The sequence below is a fragment of the Sphingomonas sp. C3-2 genome (assembly GCF_033025475.1).
Classification (GTDB): Bacteria; Pseudomonadota; Alphaproteobacteria; order Sphingomonadales; family Sphingomonadaceae; genus Sphingobium_A.
In genome coordinates this window covers 2,990,705-3,008,254 of the sequence record NZ_CP130322.1, presented here as the reverse complement: position 1 = coordinate 3,008,254, position 17,550 = coordinate 2,990,705, and the positions used below count along the sequence as shown (strand labels likewise).

At 61.8% G+C, this 17,550-nt stretch carries 18 protein-coding genes; 15 read left to right on the top strand and 3 right to left on the bottom strand.

Annotation, left to right across the window (positions count from 1 at the left end; all coding sequences use genetic code 11):
- Positions 1-13: 13 nt before the first annotated feature.
- The 3 genes from QYC26_RS14440 to QYC26_RS14430 form a co-directional block, all read right to left on the bottom strand.
- Positions 14-259 carry a hypothetical protein gene (locus QYC26_RS14440; RefSeq protein WP_317512920.1) on the bottom strand — a complete coding sequence of 82 codons (246 nt, stop codon included), beginning with the start codon at positions 257-259 and terminating at the stop codon, positions 14-16.
- A gap of 62 nt (positions 260-321) precedes the next feature.
- On the bottom strand, positions 322-765 hold the full coding sequence (locus QYC26_RS14435; protein WP_317512919.1) for a hypothetical protein: 444 nt from the start codon (positions 763-765) through the stop codon (positions 322-324).
- 219 nt (positions 766-984) lie between these two features.
- Positions 985-2,859 (bottom strand): ATP-binding protein, encoded by a 1,875-nt coding sequence (locus tag QYC26_RS14430; protein WP_317512918.1) that lies wholly within the window; start codon positions 2,857-2,859, stop codon positions 985-987.
- Between the two features lie 271 nt (positions 2,860-3,130).
- Here QYC26_RS14430 and dndB point away from each other — a divergent pair, with 271 nt between their 5' ends.
- The 15 genes from dndB to QYC26_RS14355 all read left to right on the top strand — a co-directional run bounded on the left by dndB (position 3,131) and on the right by QYC26_RS14355 (position 17,541).
- A complete protein-coding gene (dndB, locus tag QYC26_RS14425; RefSeq protein WP_317512917.1) occupies positions 3,131-4,219 on the top strand; it encodes a DNA sulfur modification protein DndB in 1,089 nt (362 codons plus the stop codon).
- A 24-nt stretch (positions 4,220-4,243) separates the two neighbouring features.
- The gene (gene dndC / locus QYC26_RS14420) at positions 4,244-5,725 is read left to right on the top strand and encodes a DNA phosphorothioation system sulfurtransferase DndC (protein ID WP_317512916.1); all 1,482 of its coding nucleotides are present in this window, start codon (positions 4,244-4,246) and stop codon (positions 5,723-5,725) included.
- Between the two features lie 7 nt (positions 5,726-5,732).
- On the top strand, positions 5,733-7,718 hold the full coding sequence (dndD, locus tag QYC26_RS14415; protein WP_317512915.1) for a DNA sulfur modification protein DndD: 1,986 nt from the start codon (positions 5,733-5,735) through the stop codon (positions 7,716-7,718).
- Positions 7,699-8,076, top strand: coding sequence for a DNA sulfur modification protein DndE (gene dndE, locus QYC26_RS14410; RefSeq protein WP_317512914.1), 378 nt, complete (start codon positions 7,699-7,701; stop codon positions 8,074-8,076). Before dndD ends, dndE begins: the two co-directional genes overlap by 20 nt.
- On the top strand, positions 8,073-9,236 hold the full coding sequence (locus QYC26_RS14405) for a cysteine desulfurase family protein (protein ID WP_317512913.1): 1,164 nt from the start codon (positions 8,073-8,075) through the stop codon (positions 9,234-9,236). Before dndE ends, QYC26_RS14405 begins: the two co-directional genes overlap by 4 nt.
- Positions 9,237-9,257: 21 nt before the next feature.
- The gene (locus tag QYC26_RS14400; protein WP_317512912.1) at positions 9,258-10,358 is read left to right on the top strand and encodes a class I SAM-dependent methyltransferase; all 1,101 of its coding nucleotides are present in this window, start codon (positions 9,258-9,260) and stop codon (positions 10,356-10,358) included.
- Between the two features lie 212 nt (positions 10,359-10,570).
- Positions 10,571-11,545: an ArdC family protein gene (locus QYC26_RS14395; protein WP_317512911.1), complete on the top strand. Its 975-nt coding sequence runs from the start codon at positions 10,571-10,573 to the stop codon at positions 11,543-11,545.
- A 140-nt stretch (positions 11,546-11,685) separates the two neighbouring features.
- Entirely contained in the window at positions 11,686-11,898 is a 213-nt protein-coding gene (locus tag QYC26_RS14390) for a hypothetical protein (protein WP_317512910.1), read from the top strand.
- Positions 11,899-12,103: 205 nt separating this feature from the next.
- The gene (locus QYC26_RS14385; protein ID WP_317512909.1) at positions 12,104-14,254 is read left to right on the top strand and encodes a ParB N-terminal domain-containing protein; all 2,151 of its coding nucleotides are present in this window, start codon (positions 12,104-12,106) and stop codon (positions 14,252-14,254) included.
- A gap of 111 nt (positions 14,255-14,365) precedes the next feature.
- On the top strand, positions 14,366-14,836 hold the full coding sequence (locus tag QYC26_RS14380) for a DUF6878 family protein (protein WP_317512908.1): 471 nt from the start codon (positions 14,366-14,368) through the stop codon (positions 14,834-14,836).
- 10 nt (positions 14,837-14,846) lie between these two features.
- Positions 14,847-15,221: a DUF6915 family protein gene (locus QYC26_RS14375; RefSeq protein WP_317515080.1), complete on the top strand. Its 375-nt coding sequence runs from the start codon at positions 14,847-14,849 to the stop codon at positions 15,219-15,221.
- Between the two features lie 68 nt (positions 15,222-15,289).
- On the top strand, positions 15,290-16,045 hold the full coding sequence (locus QYC26_RS14370; RefSeq protein WP_317512907.1) for a hypothetical protein: 756 nt from the start codon (positions 15,290-15,292) through the stop codon (positions 16,043-16,045).
- 89 nt (positions 16,046-16,134) lie between these two features.
- Entirely contained in the window at positions 16,135-16,329 is a 195-nt protein-coding gene (locus tag QYC26_RS14365; RefSeq protein ID WP_317512906.1) for a hypothetical protein, read from the top strand.
- Positions 16,330-16,429: 100 nt separating this feature from the next.
- Positions 16,430-16,738, top strand: coding sequence for a hypothetical protein (locus QYC26_RS14360; protein ID WP_317512905.1), 309 nt, complete (start codon positions 16,430-16,432; stop codon positions 16,736-16,738).
- Positions 16,735-17,541, top strand: coding sequence for a DUF7007 domain-containing protein (locus tag QYC26_RS14355; RefSeq protein WP_317512904.1), 807 nt, complete (start codon positions 16,735-16,737; stop codon positions 17,539-17,541). Before QYC26_RS14360 ends, QYC26_RS14355 begins: the two co-directional genes overlap by 4 nt.
- The last annotated feature ends 9 nt before the right edge of the window (positions 17,542-17,550 follow it).

Below are 17,550 nucleotides of genomic sequence, written 5' to 3'. Positions count from 1 at the left end.
GCTGCAAAGCAGATTAGCGACGGTGCAGCGCAGCTGCGGCATCACTGACCAAGCCTGAAATCACGCGGTCGAGGTGCGCGGGCGACTTTGGCCACATCGGTTCGGCGTGATTGGCGCGGATATAGTCTCCCATGGCTTCGGGCGAGAAATCCGGCTCGTGAACCACTTCCGCCAGCGCAGCGCGAAACCGGTCCACATCGAGTGGGTGGCTGGTATCCCAGGTGGGTATTTTGCAGAAACTATCGAACACTACGTACATATCGGAAATCCTTCTTGGCGCTGGCCACGGGCCGCCGTGTGGCGCTCCCGCGGCCCGCACCGTCAATGAAGCAGGAGCTTGCGCAGGCGCGATACGCGCATTTTGAGCGCGCCGACGGTTTCGTCACACTGCGCGGCAAGTGTTGCATAGCTCTGGCCTTGGGCGACTTCGAGCAGGAGGTGCCAATCCTGCCGGGAAAGGCGATGGCGGATGCGCTCCAGTTCGGCCATCGCCACGACCTGCCGATCAATCGGCGGCATGGTCATGTCCTGCATCATCGGAAAGAACTGGTCATGGAGAATGCGGGCACGGTGGCGATGTTTCGCTGCGCGATTGGCGGCGATATTCTTCAGGCCGATGGACAGTTCTGAGAGAGACGGCGTAGGGACCGCCAGCATCTCAAGCGCGATGTCCGCGGCTTCATCGGCAGCCCAATAGCGGCTGGTGATCTGGGTGCGGTTCGCGCCGCGTTGGACGCGGGCGTAGAAAGCCCATTCTTCGGGCAAAGTCTTCATGTCTTCATCCTATCGTTCTGCCAGCGCTCTTGCTGGGCAGGATGCTCAAGAAGGGCCGTGCCACCTGGCCTCGTCCTCATTCCCGGACGCTGTGCCGGGGGTGAGGGCTGATCGCGGCGAAGCGGTCGATTCCTTCGTGAACAGGTTGGTTACTATAAAATCAGGATCGATGCCAGCGACGCCGGCCAACCAGGCCGGCGTCGCCTCTTTTCAGTTGGTCTGGAGCTGGACGCGCAGGTTCTCCGACCAGTCACGGCGCAGCTTGTCGAACAGGTCGCGGCGATCCTCGCTGTCCGGCCCGCTCGTGAGCTGGCCCTGCGTGCGTGCGAGGCTGAGAAGCAGCAGTTGGAGCGCGATCACCACCTCATTGGCTTCGGCGTCGCCGGTCGTCTCTTCATCCTCACCCTCAATGCCGATGGCCGACGCCAGCTTCACCAGCGGCTGGTAGAGCTTGCTGTAGAAGGGATGCGCCGTGTTGATGGTGAGGATCACCTTCCCATACTGAAAATCGGCATGGTAGAACGGCCAATACTCATCATGCTTGAACTGGGTGAGATAGGTAGACCCGGTGACGCGGGTGAAAGCGTCCTCGTCGCTCTCGCCATCGCGCTTGAGCGCAACCGCCAGACCGCGCAGATTGCTTTCCAGCGCCTGGCGCTCTTCCTCCGTTTCGGGCGCAGGCGTCGGGAGTTGCCGTCCTTGTAGCGGGTCGGCGGCGTTCGCGCGGCGTTCGGCCTCGCTTGCCGGGCTTCCCCCCTGTTCAGCATCCTTCTGCGCGCGCGACTTCTGGATGCTCTGTCGGACCGACTGGATCTCATCCTGGATGGCGGCCTTGATGACCTGATAGACATAATCCTTCGGGCGCACGCCCTGCTTGTTCATCGAGACGCCAAAGGCTTCGTCGAGTTCGGCCGGGAAGTCGATCTGAAGGCGGATCCAGAAAGTGTCGCCATGCGCGGGAAGCTTCAGCTGGCTGTTCGGTCCTGCCGCTACCTCGCGGTCAGCGCGCATGAATGAGACCTGGTGGTTGTCGAACACCCCCATGTCGCTCTTGAGCGATTTCTTGGAAAGATTCTTCCATTCCTCGATCGGCAGGCGATAGAGGCGAACAGCGACCGGCGCGGTCTTGCTGCTACCTTCCGAAACGGGAACTTCGATCCGGCTCCAGGTCTGCACGAGCCGGCTGCGCTTCTCCTCCAGGTCCTCGACCTTGGCATGGCGGGCCGACAGCATCCAGAAGGTGGGATCGATGGCTTCGAGCCGGCGGTTGTTGACGTAAATCTTCACCCCCTTCTCGATATAGCGGCGGTAAACCCGCGCCATTTCCCGCACGGCATGATCGACCAGCCCCTTGGCCGACTTGTAAGTCAGACGATCGCAGTCTGGCATGAGCAGAATCGTGCCGTGAGAACCGAGGCGCTCGTAAATATCGTCCTCGCTGGACGCGAACAGCTCCTGGGTATCGGCGGGGTTCTTGGGGTAGATCATCGGCTTGGCGAGGACGCGCTCGATGGTCGCCGGCAGCTCAGCCATCATCTCGGGTTCGGGAAGCTCGATGAGGTTCGAACGGTTGTTGCTGATGTCCTGAACGTCCAGAACCATGCGATAGAAGGCGCGCGGTTCCTGCCAGGAATAAAGCTCCATGACCGGGCTCATGCTGAGCGCCGCCGCTTTCATGCCGACGCCGTAGCGGCCGATGCTGGAGCGGTTTTCATAGACCATCGAGCCACCGAAGGAGGTGGCGACCTGAAGAACGTGCGGCGCCATGCCGCTGCCATTGTCGATGACCATCACATCGATGCTCTTGCCGGCCTTGTCCTTCGTCTCATGGAAATAGATCCGGACTTCGGTCGCGCCCCACTGCAACGAATTGTCGACATGCTCGCACACTGCGGACGTCGTATTGTTGTAGCCCACGTCGCGCAGCGAATTGACCAACGTCTGCCCCAGGAACAGCGGAACCTTCGTGCCTTCCTTGAGGATGCGCTGGAGGACGGCGCGGCCGCCCTTCGGAGCGTCATTGCCCCAGCTGTGATAGGGGTCGTTAGGGAGCGGATTCGTCGCCGGTTCAGTCTCATTCAACATCGTTGCATTCCTTTTCCATGGTTCTGAACGCGCTCTTGCGTTCGGAAAATCGAGCGCCGTCATGGCCACTCACTAACTAAGGTGGGCGACGCCTACGGAACGTAACGGGAAAATTTTTGATTCTTCGATTTTTCTCGATTTTGCAGCTATAAGCCTTCGTCCACGGCGCCTTGGTCAAGGTGGTCGGCCGTGCGCGAACAGCCGCGCATGATGAACGGACGTCCCTTTAGATTTGAGCTACGCTTCCCCTGCAAGCGCAGGCGGCAGGCGCATGAGGCTGCTTGTGAACTGTTATCGATTTGCCGCGATCCGCGGCGTTCAGGCCGGTCGCGCCTACTATGTTATTATGGTTCCATTCGGTGCGGTCGAGCGCCTGTTCACCGTGGAAGAGGAGCTGCCGCCACAGCTCATGGCCCAGCGAGCGCTGGCTGCCCATCGCGTGCCCTCGCTGGCCAACTACATTTTGGACAATGGCGAGGATTATGTGCTTGCAGCACTCTCCGCCTCGATCGACGGACGATTTGTCTTCTACCCGTTCGAGGGAGGCGAAGGCGACCGATCAATCGGCACCGTGGAAATCGATATTGCCGCCACGCTGACGCTGCATGACGGACAGCACCGGCGCGCCGCGATCATCGAAGCGCTGCGCGAGCGGCCCCATCTCGGACGGGAGACCGTCGCGGTCACCTTGTTCCCCCATCGCGGAATCGAGCATGCCCAGCAGATGTTCGTCGACCTCAACCAGCACGGGGTGAAACCGTCCCGCTCGTTGCGCCTGTTCTACGATCATCGGGACGAGGCAGCGCAACTCACAAAGGCCGTCATCGAAGCAATCCCCGTGTTCCGGGCGCTTACCGATCTTGTCCATGTGACACCCAGGGCCGGCTCGCGCAAATTGTTCGGTCTTTCCAGCGTTCACAGCGCCATGCGCGCCTTCCTCAGTGATCTGGGTGCTGACAGCGATGCCGCACAGGAGGCGGCGCTGGCCTATTGGACGGCGGTGGCCGACGAAATGCCGGACTGGCAAGCGGCCGCACGGCTGGCTCTCAACCCTGCCGAACTGCGGCGCGACATGATTCACGCCCATGGGCTGGCGCTCGAGGCGCTTGCGGTGGCGGGCGCCCGTCTTCTCCAGGCCTATCCGGAACGCTGGCGCGATCATGTGAGCGCGCTGCGTTCGATCGACTGGGCCCGCAGCAATACGGCCCTTTGGGAAGGGCGCGCACTGGTTGGCGGGCGCGTCAATCGGTCCCGCACTAGCGTTCTCATGACGGCCGAGCTGATCTGGAGCATTTTCGCCTCGCAAGACGGTGGCGTTCCTCCGCGTCCGGCCCTAAAGTGGGACAAGACGAGAACGTAATCCTGCTAGGCGTGATTAAAGAGTATGACAGGCAAAAAAGCCGGCCTCCTTGAAGGCCTTTATGAAGATATCAGGCAGATATATCTTGCTGACACACGCCCGTGGGTCGTTGGTTACAGCGGCGGCAAGGATTCGACCACCGCCCTGCAAATAATATGGACAGCTATTCGGGCAATTCCTGAAGAACAACGATCCAAGACCATCTATGTCATCAGTTCGGACACACTCGTCGAAACGCCCGTCGTATCGCATTATATCGACGTAACGCTGGAAAAGATCAGCAAGGCAGCCGCTGAACAGAAGATGCCAGTGGAAACCAAGAAGGTCATTCCATCGATCGATCGCAGCTTCTGGGTCAATCTGATCGGCCGCGGCTATCCGGCGCCATCGCGCCGCTTTCGCTGGTGTACCGAGCGATTGAAGATCGAGCCAGCCAACGATTTCATCAAGAGCCGGGTCGCCGAATTCGGCGAGGTCATCATGGTGCTGGGCGTCCGCTCGCAGGAATCGGCGACGCGCGCGCAGGTCATGTCGCTTCACCGCATCGAGGGCTCAAAGCTCTCCAGGCATTCCAGTCTGCTTAACGCCTTCGTCTATGCACCGATCGCCGACTTCTCGACGGACGATGTCTGGACCTATCTGCTGCAAAATCCCTCGCCTTGGGGCAGCGACAATCGCGACCTCGTTGCCATGTATCGCAATGCTGCATCGGGCGAATGCCCGTTGGTGGTCGATACGACGACGCCCTCTTGCGGTAATTCGAGGTTCGGCTGCTGGGTCTGCACGGTCGTTGAACGGGACAAGGCCATGGAAGCGATGATCGACAGCGGCGAGGAGTGGCTGACCCCGCTGCTCGAGTTTCGCGACAAGCTCTCTGAAACCCAAAAGCCTGAACTCAAATCCAGGTATCGTGATTACAAGCGGCGCTCGGGCAAAGTGCAGTTCATCGGCGATACGGACCGCGTAATGCCTGGCCCATACACGATGAACTTCTGCCGCGAACTGCTGCGAGAACTTCTCAAAACACAGAAGGATGTCGCCGCCGATGCCCCGCCGGGCGAGGCGCCCATCCTTATCCATGAGGCCGAACTCCATGAAATCCGCCGCCTGTGGCGAACGGAGCGGGGTGATTGGCCCGACAGCGTTCCGCGGATCGTGCGTGAAGAGCTCGGCCGCGATCTCGACTGGCTCACTGAAGATACGGTGGCGTTCACCGAGGACGACAACGAACTCCTGGATAGTCTGTGCGCGGAACATGACGTGCCGACCGACCTGGTGGTGAAGCTGCTCGACGTGGAACGCGCGTCGCACGGCTTAAAGCGCCGTCATGCGGTTCATACGCGGATCGAAGATGTGTTCCGCCTGGAATGGCGCGACCTCGACACGCTTGTCGCCGAACGGCGCGCTGAGATCGGCCAGGACGCTGATGACGCGATTGTCATCGACGACGACGACGAGGGTGACGCCGAATATATTGCCGGCGATCCCAAGGCAGGAAGCGAGTGACAGCACGATGATCCTGCGATCCATACAACTTGAGAATTTCGGCCTCTATGCGGGATTGCAGACGCTGGACCTGGTTCCGCGCGGACGGCCGGTCATTCTTCTGGGTGGCCGAAACGGTGCCGGCAAGACCACCTTGCTCGAGGCCGTGCGTCTGGCGCTCTACGGTCGCCGGGCGCTGGGCTTCCGGGTGGCGCAATCTTCCTACGAGCAACATTTGCGCCGCCGGATCCACCTTGGTGCCCATGAACAGGCGACCCATGCCTCAGTGGGCCTCGATTTCGACTATACCGAAGACGGACTGGTCCATCGCTACCGCGTGATCCGCCGGTGGTCGGTCACCGATAAGCGCACGACCGAAACCCTTCTCCTCGAAAAAGACGGGGCACCGGTCCAGAAGGTTCCGCGCGAGGAATGGCAGAATTTCCTTCAGGAACTGATCCCGCCCGGCGTCTCGCAGCTCTTCTTCTTCGATGGGGAGAAGATCGCGGAAATCGCCCATGATGGACCTGATGAAGGTCTGGCAGAAGCCGTTCGCGGTCTGCTGGGCATCGAACTGGTCGAGCGTCTGCGCACCGACCTCGGCCTCTATCTCGCTCGGCACGCCAGAAGCGAGGACCGCACGGCGGCAAAACGCTATGAGGAATGCGTTCGCGAGATCGGCGCCGTGGAGGCTGAAATCGCGCGCATGGCCGAAGACGTCGCCGAATTGCGTTCGGTTCATGCCGGCCAGGAGCGCCACGCCCAGAATATCCGGCAGCGTTTCGTGGCGGAGGGCGGCGATGCGGCAAGCCAGCGCGTGTCGCTGGAAGCCGCGCGCACGGAGGTTAAATCGCAGATCGCCCGACGCCAGAATGAGCTGAAGGAAATCGCAGGGGGACTGCTGCCGTTCGCGATGGCACCCAAGCTCATCGGCCGGTTCACCAAGGCTTTGGCGCTGGCGGGCGATCCCGGCCTCGATGGTGCGCTCGCCTTGATGCGGCAACGCCTGCTGGAGTGGCGTGCGACGGGCCAGCCTGAACGCAAGGGCGGCTGGAAGAAGGCGCATTGGGACGATCTTGAAAGCTTCTTGGCATCCGATCAGTCAACGCCGACCGATACCGAATTGTCGTGGCTCGAAGTCGGGGAGCGGCGCGGCCTGCTCGCCCGCCTTGAGGAAGTGCGCGACCAGACCTCGGCGCGCGCGCGACTGTTGACCTCGGACCTGGACGCACACGCCAATCGGCTGCGCGAAATCGAGGCAGAACTTGTTCGCGCGGCAGGTCAGGCGACCGGTGTCGTATTCGAAGAGCTCAACCAGGCAGAAGTGCAACTGGCATCGGCCGCTGCGCAACTTACCGCCAGGACCGAAGAGCTTCGAGTTCTGGAATTCCGCAAGATCAGCTTGCAGCGCGAAAAGCGCAAGCTGGAGGAAGCGCAGAATGAAGTCCGTGACGCGGAAGGCCGCGCTGGTCTTGCCCAGCGCGTCGGCACCGTCCTTCAGCGTTATGAAGAGCAGTTGCTCGATCTGAAGCTCGCCCAGCTCAAGACCGCGTTCGTCCAGCGCTTCAATCACCTGGCGCGGAAGGAAGCATTCGTCGCCGATGTGCGGATTGATCGCTCGACCTTTGATGCGGTGCTGATCGATGCCAAAGGCAGGGAATTGCACAAGTCCAGCCTCTCCGCCGGCGAGAAGCAGATCTACGCGATCGCCATGCTCTGGGCCTTGGCTCATACCAGCGGTCGCCAGTTGCCGATGATTATCGACACCCCGCTGGCCCGCCTCGATACCGAGCATCGCGCCGCATTGGTCGAGCGCTATTTCCCAGAGGCAAGCCATCAGGTCATCGTGCTGTCGACAGACACCGAAATCGATGATGGGCTGCTCGAAAAGCTTGGACCGAATATCAGCCACAGCTTCAGGCTCGACTATGATCATGACCTGCGCGCTACCAAGGTCAGCCCGGGCTATTTTCATGACGAAGAGGGAGCGAGCGATGCGCTTCAACAAGCTTAAAATCTCAGCCGATGCCACGAGCCGTCTGCGCTCGCTGCGCCAACGCACCGGTCTAACGCCCAATCTCCTGTGCCGCGCGGCAATCATGCTTTCGCTCGAGGAAGGCCCGGTGGGTGCGGGCGCTCGGCCGGACGAGAATGGCCAGGAATTCAACGCTTACACACTGACAGGCGACTATAACGGGCTCATCGCGGCCTTGCTGCGCTATGTCGAGGAGGTGGAGCCGGGGTTGTCGGAGCCGCTCGAAAGTGACGAACTCGTAGCCCGGCTGCGCGCGCATATCCATCGCGGTGTCGCGACCCTAGCCGTTCGGGCCAAAGCGCCCGCTGACCTCACGCGCCTGGCGATGGTGGCATGAGTAGCGTCACCCCGCTCTATCTCGACCATAATGCCACGACCCCGACCGACCCGCGCGTGGTCGACAAGATGCTACCCTTTTTCACCGACATATTCGGCAATCCGTCGAGCGTTGAACATGTGCACGGCAACCGGGCGCAGGCCGCTGTGAAGGTTGCCCGCGAGCAGGTCGCTCAGGCGATCGGTGCCCGCGAGAATGAGATCATCTTCACCGGCAGTTGCACTGAAGCCAATAATATCGCCATCCTGGGATCTGCGCGCGCGCAGCCTGACAAGAAACATCTCATCACCACCGCGATCGAGCATCCCTCGGTCATTGAACCTTGTCGGCAACTGGAGCGCGAGGGCTGGTCGCTCACCATTCTGCCCGTCGACGAGTCGGGCATGGTCTCGCCAGAGGATGTGAAGGCAGCGCTGCGTGCTGATACGCTTTTGGTCTCGATCATGGCCGCCAACAATGAGGTCGGGACCATTCAGCCGATCAGCGAGATTGGAATGGTCTGCAAGGAGGCTGGCGTTCTATTCCACGTCGACCTGGCCCAGATCATGGCTCAGGGTCAGATCGACGTCATTGCCGACCATGTGCATCTGGCCAGCCTGTCGGGCCACAAGGCTTACGGGCCTAAGGGCGTGGGGGCGCTCTATGCCCGGTCACGCTCTCCGCGTGCGCGACTGGTGCCCATTCAATATGGCGGCGGCCAGGAAAAGGGCCTGCGGTCCGGGACGCTCAATGTTCCCCTGATCGTTGGTATGGGAGAGGCTATTTCGATCGCCGCGCGGCAAGGAGCGGCGGATGCGGCGCGCTTGCAGGCTATATCATCGGCCTTCCGGGACTATGTTGCCGCCAATCTCGAGGGCGTCTCCTTCAACGGCCATCCGGTCCAGCGCCTCGCAGGCAACAACTCGCTTTCTATCGAAGGTGTCGAACCGCTGGCCTTGATGCACAAGCTCAATGACATCGCGAGCTTTTCGGCATCGAGCGCCTGCTCGACTGAAAAGGTGGAGACCAGCCCGGTCCTGCTCGCGATGTTCGGCGACACAGCGCGCGCCCGGCAGGCGTTCCGCGTTGCTCCGGGGCGTTTTACGGATAAGGGGGCACTGCTCGATTTTGCCCGGCGCCTGGTGTCCGAAGTCGAAACCCTGCGAAGATTCGCGGCCTGACACGGCGGAAGGAAGCAGGTCTTGGCCAAGTTCGACGACGACAAGTTTCTGGCCGCCTACAACCAGAATGCGGAGCATTTCCGGTCGCTCAACGGTCTGATGTGGCAGATTCCGCTAATCGCAATGACGCTGACGGGCGGTCTCTGGTTCGGTGTGTCAAAAGTCGAGGCCAACAAGGCATTCCAGGTCTGCCTGCTGCTTCTGGCGGCAGTAGGGAATATGGGTCTCATCGTCGCCCTGGGACGACTGCGCTATATCATGGGCTGCTATTTGACCTGGTTCGAGAACGCCTATCCCGAAGGTCATGTCTCGGCCAAGGGTGAAAGCCTGTTTACACGGAGCCGACTGGTCCAGCGCACGTTTCAGTGGCTGCTGGGCTTGGCCACCGCGATCAGTCTCTTCCTCATCGGTGTCACCTATCGCCAGGAGCTGCTCGGCGCCGTCGCCGCAGTCATAGCATTCCTCGCCGGAGTTTTTTGTCCTTCAATGTCCTCGGATCCGACCAGCCGCTCCTCGATCGCCTATTATGACCGGCACGCCGCCGAGTTGGCTGACGGCTATGAGGCGATCAGTTTCGAAGCGGCGCATCCTGACCTTGTCCCGTTGTTGACCTCGAATGCGCGCCTGAAAGTACTCGAAATCGGCGCCGGCTCGGGGCGTGATGCTGCCTGGGTTGCCGGACATGGCCACGACGTCATCGCAGTCGAGCCATCCTCCAAGATGCGACAGCTCGCGAAAATGCGTCATCGGTCCGACAAGGTCGTGTGGATCGATGACGCCTTGCCGGATTTACGCAGCGTTCCGAGCGGGGGCTATGATCTGATCATGCTGAGCGCGGTCTGGATGCACATACTTCCCGCCGATCGCCCAAAGGCCTTGCAGCGTCTTGGCGGGCTGCTTGGCCCAAATGGGTCGATTTACCTGACGCTGCGCATTGGCCCGACTGACAAGGCGCGTTCTATCCACGCAGTATCTTTCGAAGAAGTGGTCCGGCTAGGACAGACACAAAATCTCGCCGTTCATCTCTTGGGAGATAGTCCTGATCTTCTTTCACGTGCTGATGTTCGTTGGCAGAAGATCGAACTTAAACGTGCGCCAACCCAGACCCCTGTAACGAACTGACATGCTGGATCGCTCAAGTCGCACCTGAAGTGTAGCGAGAGAACGACACGCAAAGCTTGGGCATCACAGGGGGACACCGCCCTCTTGGCGGTGAGCCGCGCGGCTGATTGTACGCTGCCACATAGAACCTAGAGAAAGAGGAAGGCCGGGTTCGGCCGTGACGGGTTGAGGGGTGCGAGAGAGCCTCGCGCCGCCCGTCGCGGAGACACGCGATGGCTTATCGTTCTCGCGGGCATCGAAAAGGCGCTGCCCGGACTAATCTACATCAGACGATTACCGATCGTATCATCGCCGAACTGGAGGCGGGAAGCGTGCCTTGGGTCCAGCCCTGGGCCAGTGCCGCTGCTCCGGTGGGCATACCCTTTAACATCGTCAGTGGCCGGAAATACAGCGGCATCAATGTCCTGACCCTTTGGCACGCGATGGCTTCAAGAGGGCTTTCCGGACAGGGCTTCCTGACGTTTCGGCAGGCCCGCTCGCTGGGCGGCACGGTTCGCCGGGGCGAACAGGGCACCGATATCATCTACACACACCGCGTCGCCACCCGTGACGAACGCCTGTGCGCCCAACACGAAGGCCGTGAGCCGGTCGCCTCAGTCCCGTTCCTCCGGCACTTCACGGTCTTCTCGGTCGATCAGTGCGATGGCCTGCCCTCTGAGTTCACAAGCTCGCAGCGCGCGCCGGACACCTCCCTCATCATTCCCGCAGCCGAGGCGCTGATCCAGGAAACTGGCGCTGATTTCCGGATCGGCGGGACGCAAGCCTTCTATGATCCGCTTCATGATTTCGTGCAGGTGCCGTGCCCTGCGGATTTCTTTGAACCCATCGACTGGCATCGAACAGCATTTCATGAGCTGTCGCACTGGACCGGCCACCGTTCACGCCTCGATCGAAACCAGGCGGAGACATTCGGAACCGACGCCTATGCCCGCGAAGAACTGGTCGCTGAGCTTTCGGGCGCCTTCCTTTGCGCCGAACTCGGGATCGTGCCCACCGTTCGTCACAGCGACTATATCGGCGCCTGGCTTGCGCTTATGCGCGAAGACAACAAAGCGGTCCTTAAGGCAGCAAGCGCCGCATCTCGCGCGGCGGGTCATATTCTCGCATTCCGGCCAGTCCTTGCCACGGCCCAACGACAACGAAGAGCAGGATCTCGATCCTCCGCGGTCGACGGTGCCGTGTCATGAGCGGCCATAAGGACCGTCCGGCGGGACGAGAACTACAGCATCGCCTCCGGTGCTGCCGCCATTGTCGTCACTGGCATGCGCCTGCTGCAACGCTTCTTGCGGCATTCGACGCGTTTCGCGCAGGTATAACGAAACGCCCTGTGAAACAGCCAATCGGCCAGTGTGATCGGGTACTGATCGCCGAGGGGCGGCCTGTGAGCTTTTCCGCCACCGCGCCCGGCTTCACCTGCCTCAACTTCCAGGCCGACGCCGCGATGTCGGTCCCGGCCCATGATGGCATGGTCACCGTTTATGAGGGTGACCGGATTATCTGGCAGGGCAACCAGGAGGATTTGCCCGATGAATATCGGTGATGGTGGCCGAATACTCCTTCCCACCGAACCGCAGCGGTTTGAGCACGAGCTACGCAGTGTCCTTTCGTAGATCCGACAATACGGATTTCCGCAAATCCGCTGCGTCTTGCCTGCCGGCTGGAAAGAGTGAGAGGGAGGCCCTGGTTTTCGTGACGGGTTGGAGGCTGGGAGAGAGACTTCCGGCCGCCCGTCATGGAGACGTGTCATGGCGAAAGCCCCATCGAAGATCACCCTCAACCAGTCCCAGAACATTCCGTTCGACAGACTGGTCCTTTCGCAATCGAACGTCCGCCGCGTGAAGCATGGCGTGACCATCGAGCATCTGGCCAATGATATCGAACGCCGCGGCCTGCTCACCGGCCTCAACGTCCGGCCCGTGCTCGACGAGGCTGGCGAAGACACCGGCATGTTCGAGATCCCCGCCGGTGGCCGCCGCTACAGTGCGCTGGCGATCCTGGTGAAGCGCAAGCGGCTCGCCAAGGATGCGCCGGTTCCCTGCGTGGTCAAGGCGGCGAACGATCCGGTCCCGGCCGAAGAAGATTCGCTCGCCGAGAACAGCGAGCGCGAGCCACTCCACCCGCTCGATGAATTCCGGGCGATGAAGACCCTGTTCGACAAGGGCGAGCAGGAGGAGGCGATCGCCGCCCACTTCCGCGTGACGCCTGCCGTCGTTCGCCAGCGCCTCAAGCTCGCGTCAGTCTCGCCTGCCTTGCACGAATGCTATGCCGAAGGCGACATGACCCTCGACCAGCTCATGGCGTTTACGGTGAGCGACGGTCACCAGCGTCAGGAGGATCTGTGGGCGCAACTCGCGCAAAGCAACAACAAGTCGTCCTGGTTCATCAAGTCCAAGCTGCTGGAGGACAAGGTCGAGGTGACGGACAAGCGTGTCCGCTTCATCGGGCTGGACGCCTATATCGCCGCCGGCGGCGCTGGTCCCATCCGCGACCTGTTCGAACCCGACGATGGCGGCTGGCTCTCCGACCCGGCCCTGCTCGACCGTCTGGTCGACGAGAAGCTGCGCGTGGAAGCCGACACGGTCATGGGTGAAGGCTGGAAGTGGGTCGAGGCGCTGGTCGATCTTCCCTACGGCTATGACGAGGACTGCCGTGCCATCGCCAGCCAGGTGCAGCCGCTGTCCGAGGCGCAGGAGGCGCAAATCGTCGCCCTGCGGGCCGAGGCTGATGCTCTTGAGGCCAAATGGGACGGCAAGCCCGACATTCCGGCCGACGTGGAGCTGCGGGTCTCCGCCATCGACGCCGAGCTGGGTGTTCTCGCCCAGGGCAACCGGGTGTTCGATGCTGCCGAGATCGACAATGCCGGTGTGTTCATCGGTCTCGAGGACGACGGCACACTCTATATCGATCGCGGTTATGTCCGCGCCGAGGATGAGCCGGAGGCGGAAGATGCCGACGACGGCGCCGAAGAGGCGTCCGATGCCCGATCTGACCACTCCCCCGATGAGATCGGCGGGCAAGTTGCCGATCCCGAAGCCCGCACGGCCCCGGCCGCGCCGACGACGAATGATGACGATGACGACGGCGAGGTCATCAAGCCGCTCCCGGACCGGCTCGTCGCCGAACTGACCGCGGCCCGCACGTTGGCGCTTCAGGATGCCTTCGCGCAGTCGCCTTCGGTGGCCTTCGCCGCCGTGCTGCACGCCATGGTGCTCTCGGTCTTCTACATCGGCCGTACCGAAAGCTGCATGGAACTGGGCGTCCACCGCGTCTCCATGCCGTTCCAGGGCGCTGACCTGCGCAGCAGTCCGTCGGCGGCATCCATCCAGGAGCGTCACGCCCGCTGGAAGGAGCGGCTTCCCCAGGCCGACAAGGATGTCTGGGATGCGCTCCAGCAGCTCGACGGCAGCGAACAGGCCAGTCTGTTCGCCCATTGCGCCGCCTATTCGGTGAACGCACAGTGGGAGCCGGTCCCCAAGCATGGCGGTGGCCGTGTCTCCGTACGCTGCGTCGCCCGCCGTATCGACCATGCCAATGTGCTGGCGCGTGCGGTGGGTCTCGACATGATCGGCGCGGGCTGGCGTCCGACCTTCGACAACTACCTCAACCGGGTCGCGAAACCGCGCATCCTCGAGGCGGTCGCCGAGGCGAAGGGACCGCAAACCGCGGGCCTGATCGACCATCTGAAGAAGGGCGACATGGCGCGCGAGGCCGAACGCCTGCTGGCCGATGCGGACTGGCTCCCCGAGCCGCTGCGGACCCCGGTCATCGATGAGCCGCTGCCGCTGACGGGTGAGGCGGACGCGCTGCCGGCCTTCCTCGACGGGGATGACACCTTCGCCGAGCAGGAAGCCGCCAACGACCAGGAGGGCGACGAAGAATACGATATCGCCGCCTGAATGCTGGTGCGGGGCGAGCTGGCAGTCGCTGCCTCGTCCCGCACCGTCTTTCTTACAATCCCATTCTCAGCTCGGCCACGCGCCGGGCTTATTCATTTTCGGAGATCGACAATGAGCAATACGCCTTTTGTTCCCACGTTCGACATGACCGCCTTCCTGGCACGCCAGGCGGAATATGAGAAACGAGCGAGCGAGATCTTTCCCGCCAATAAGGCTGCCGTCCTGTCTGTTCTGGCAGGATCTGGCATCACCCTTGTCACTGTGCGGTTCGATGGCGGCGGTGACAGCGGTCAGATCGAAGAGATTGACGCGCGCTCCGGTGAGAGCAGTGCTGACCTGCCCGATACATCTGTCGTGCTCGCTCGCTGTGAATGTCACGACGAGGAGGTCCGGCATGTAACGGTCCCACTCTCGGATGCGATCGAGGCGATGTGTTACGACCTCCTCGAAAGCAAGCATGGCGGCTGGGAGAACAATGAAGGCGGCTATGGCGAGTTCACCTTTGACGTCGCCGCCGGGACTGTCGTGATCGATTTCAATTATCGGATCGAACGGTCTGAAAACCATTATTACGAATTATAGGGAGGCGATGATGGGCCATTGCTATCATCACGCGCTCTCGTCCGTGCGGAAATGGGGCGGCTCGGCCGAGGATTATCTGCCACTGCATCAGTGGTTCGACGAGTCCAAGGCGATCACCGCTGACTTCCGCCACCGCGCGCTGCGCCATCACGCCGAGGGCATTTTCATGCTCGAGCGGTTTTTCGGCGCGACCATCACGGTCACAAGCGGCCGGGTCGTTCCGGCCCGCTTGATCGGTGAACAACATGTCCTGGAGGATCTCGGCTTCATACCGAGCTTCGCGGACTGGGTGCGCTGCATCCGGCCGCAGCCCTGGATGGGCCGCGCGCAGCCGATCCACAAGCTGGTGGACCCTTTCGCGATCGAAAGCCCCCCAGCGTCCTGATTTATACCCCATCACCTTCATCGAGAGCCCGGCCACGCGCCGGGCTTTCGCGTTTTTGGAGACCCGATATGGCTGATTATTACTGTTCCACGGTGGTCCAGCCCACCATTCCGCTGAGCGCGATGACCGCGCTTGAACGGCTGATCCTCTCGCGCATCTTCAGCAGTGAAGTTGATGGAGACGGCCTCTATTTCTATGCCGAACAGGGCGCCAATGACATGCCCGCCTATCCTGTCGACGAGGTCCGCGCAGCACTCGCCTTGTCCGGCGATATTGAAAGCGCGGCAGCAGACACGGTCCGGGCGGGCCTCGCCGAACTCGGTGATGATGACGCCTATCTGCAACTGGACCTGTCGGATTCCAGTTGGGAAGTGTTTTTCCAGAGCATCGTCCGGCGCTCGTCCGCACTTCCTTATGTCTCCGCCATGTCCGCCTGGACCTGCACGAAAATGCGGCCAGACGGTTTCGGCGGCATGGCCGTGCTGATCACGGCCGACGAGATCATGGTGCGCAGCACTGAGTCCATGCTCGATGAAATGCTCGGCATCGCGGAATATGGGCCGCTCGGCGTCGAGCCGGGGCTCGGCTCGCATGTCCTGCTTCGCCTCTGCGAGGAGCATGTCCGCGCGACAGTGGACGTGGTCTTCGAGACGGAAGCGCCGGATGGTCTCCAGATCGCCGATGTGAGCAACGCGGATATTCGTCAGGCGTCCCTCGATGTGAAGGCGGCGAGCGATCTCTCCCATGAAGAGGGAGAAGCCGCCTTCAAGGCCGCGACGCGAGCGATTTCTCTCGCAGCCGAGCGCGAACTCGCTGCCCGCTGAACCGCGCAGGCCGGCGGGATTCTGCCGGTGATCAACGCCCGGGCGCCCTGCGCTCGGGTCTTTTCCTCCCAGGCAATGGAGACTGACCCATGAAGATTTCCGACATCGAAAACGCCGGCCCGGAGGCGCTTGCGCCTGTGTTGCTCACCGTACTTCAGCGCCTTGGCCAATTGGGCCGCAACGGCGCTGTCGCTCTCGCGCGGCTTGTCGAAGAGGATAACGCAGACGTGGAAGAGGCCCTGGAGTGGCTGGCGGATATTGCCGCAGGGTCGCTGAGGGAGTGATCGGTCTGTCGTCGGCTGCGTCTCCGGACCGGCGGCCAGAGTGAGAGGGCGGCGGGGAAGCGGGTGAGCCGGCCGGCTTGAGAGAGAGCGGTCGGCGGTTATGGGCGGCAGCACCTACCCGGCAAGCTTCGTGCTCCACGAGGGTACCTTCATGTCCGGCATCACGCCGGTCCTTGTCGTGCGTCGACACTATATGGTCACGACCGACCTTCGATTCGACGTTCTCGAATTGCCGCAGCCGGGCATGGTGCGGGTTCTCACCCGCTGGAACGGTAAGCACGAACTACAACATCTTGCCGCCAATATGGCGGACGCCGAAAGCTGGGTTTCCCGGAACCGCTATTCCAATCTCGTCCTCCAGCTTGTCGAGGATGAACCCGTCGTCTCGACCCTCAGGAGGGCGGCATGAACGCGGCGCCTTTGGTTCCGGCCACCTATGGCCGCACCGTCGATGGCGATCTCGCCGCGCTTGTCGACGACACTGCCTACGCCGCCATTCCAGGTCGGAGCGGCCTGCGGGTCGCGAACCGCTGGCGGCTCCGCAAGCCGATGAGCGAATGGCGGCGCGATGATTTCCATGGCGCAATCGCCGTCGTCGCGGATGCGCTGGGGTTCAATAACCTAATCGCCGAACTGGTCCGGCACAGGGAGGAATTACTGAGGCTCGATCGCAAACGCGGTAACGGAAAGGTTGCGACGCCCTGGGGAAAATCCCAGTCCAGCGAGATCTACGCCGATGGCGTGGTCTTCCATTCCACCGCCAGCCATGGAGGCATCAAGCTCGATCGCGCGCATAACGCGAGGATGCCAGCGGCCATAAGGGTTGCCGGTAGCTGGTATGAAGAAGATGCAGAATGGGCGAAGGTCGCGACGGGCTTCCCCGATCTCTTCACGGCCTATGAACGGCGTCATGCAGAGAAGACACTGCGCGACTATTACCCGAACTGCTGGGAGGCGATCCACGGTCGTTTCCTGGCGCCCGGTGAATCTGTCGAGAATGACCGGCGGCTTTTTGGCGATAACCACCGGCACGACTGGGTGGTCGTGTCCGCAATCCGATCAAACGAGCATCCCGAAATGACGGATTGCATCGCGCGGCTCGGCGGTCGCCGCGATCACGGTGATGAGCGGCGTTTCCTCGTTCCATCCGATGAATATGTCGCCGCGCGCTTCGGCTTCGTAATCGACGAGGCCCGGCATCTGGAAGTCTGATCAATCCGG

Excerpts from the sequence above, each read along its gene's own strand:
- QYC26_RS14440 (WP_317512920.1), bottom strand. The coding sequence starts at position 259 with ATGTACGTAGTGTTCGATAGTTTCTGCAAAATACCCACCTGGGATACC.
- QYC26_RS14430 (WP_317512918.1), bottom strand. The coding sequence starts at position 2,859 with ATGTTGAATGAGACTGAACCGGCGACGAATCCGCTCCCTAACGACCCC.
- dndB (WP_317512917.1), top strand. The coding sequence starts at position 3,131 with ATGAGGCTGCTTGTGAACTGTTATCGATTTGCCGCGATCCGCGGCGTT.
- dndC (WP_317512916.1), top strand. The coding sequence starts at position 4,244 with ATGACAGGCAAAAAAGCCGGCCTCCTTGAAGGCCTTTATGAAGATATC.
- dndD (WP_317512915.1), top strand. The coding sequence starts at position 5,733 with ATGATCCTGCGATCCATACAACTTGAGAATTTCGGCCTCTATGCGGGA.
- dndE (WP_317512914.1), top strand. The coding sequence starts at position 7,699 with ATGCGCTTCAACAAGCTTAAAATCTCAGCCGATGCCACGAGCCGTCTG.
- QYC26_RS14405 (WP_317512913.1), top strand. The coding sequence starts at position 8,073 with ATGAGTAGCGTCACCCCGCTCTATCTCGACCATAATGCCACGACCCCG.
- QYC26_RS14395 (WP_317512911.1), top strand. The coding sequence starts at position 10,571 with ATGGCTTATCGTTCTCGCGGGCATCGAAAAGGCGCTGCCCGGACTAAT.
- QYC26_RS14385 (WP_317512909.1), top strand. The coding sequence starts at position 12,104 with ATGGCGAAAGCCCCATCGAAGATCACCCTCAACCAGTCCCAGAACATT.
- QYC26_RS14380 (WP_317512908.1), top strand. The coding sequence starts at position 14,366 with ATGAGCAATACGCCTTTTGTTCCCACGTTCGACATGACCGCCTTCCTG.
- QYC26_RS14375 (WP_317515080.1), top strand. The coding sequence starts at position 14,847 with ATGGGCCATTGCTATCATCACGCGCTCTCGTCCGTGCGGAAATGGGGC.
- QYC26_RS14370 (WP_317512907.1), top strand. The coding sequence starts at position 15,290 with ATGGCTGATTATTACTGTTCCACGGTGGTCCAGCCCACCATTCCGCTG.
- QYC26_RS14365 (WP_317512906.1), top strand. The coding sequence starts at position 16,135 with ATGAAGATTTCCGACATCGAAAACGCCGGCCCGGAGGCGCTTGCGCCT.
- QYC26_RS14360 (WP_317512905.1), top strand. The coding sequence starts at position 16,430 with ATGGGCGGCAGCACCTACCCGGCAAGCTTCGTGCTCCACGAGGGTACC.
- QYC26_RS14355 (WP_317512904.1), top strand. The coding sequence starts at position 16,735 with ATGAACGCGGCGCCTTTGGTTCCGGCCACCTATGGCCGCACCGTCGAT.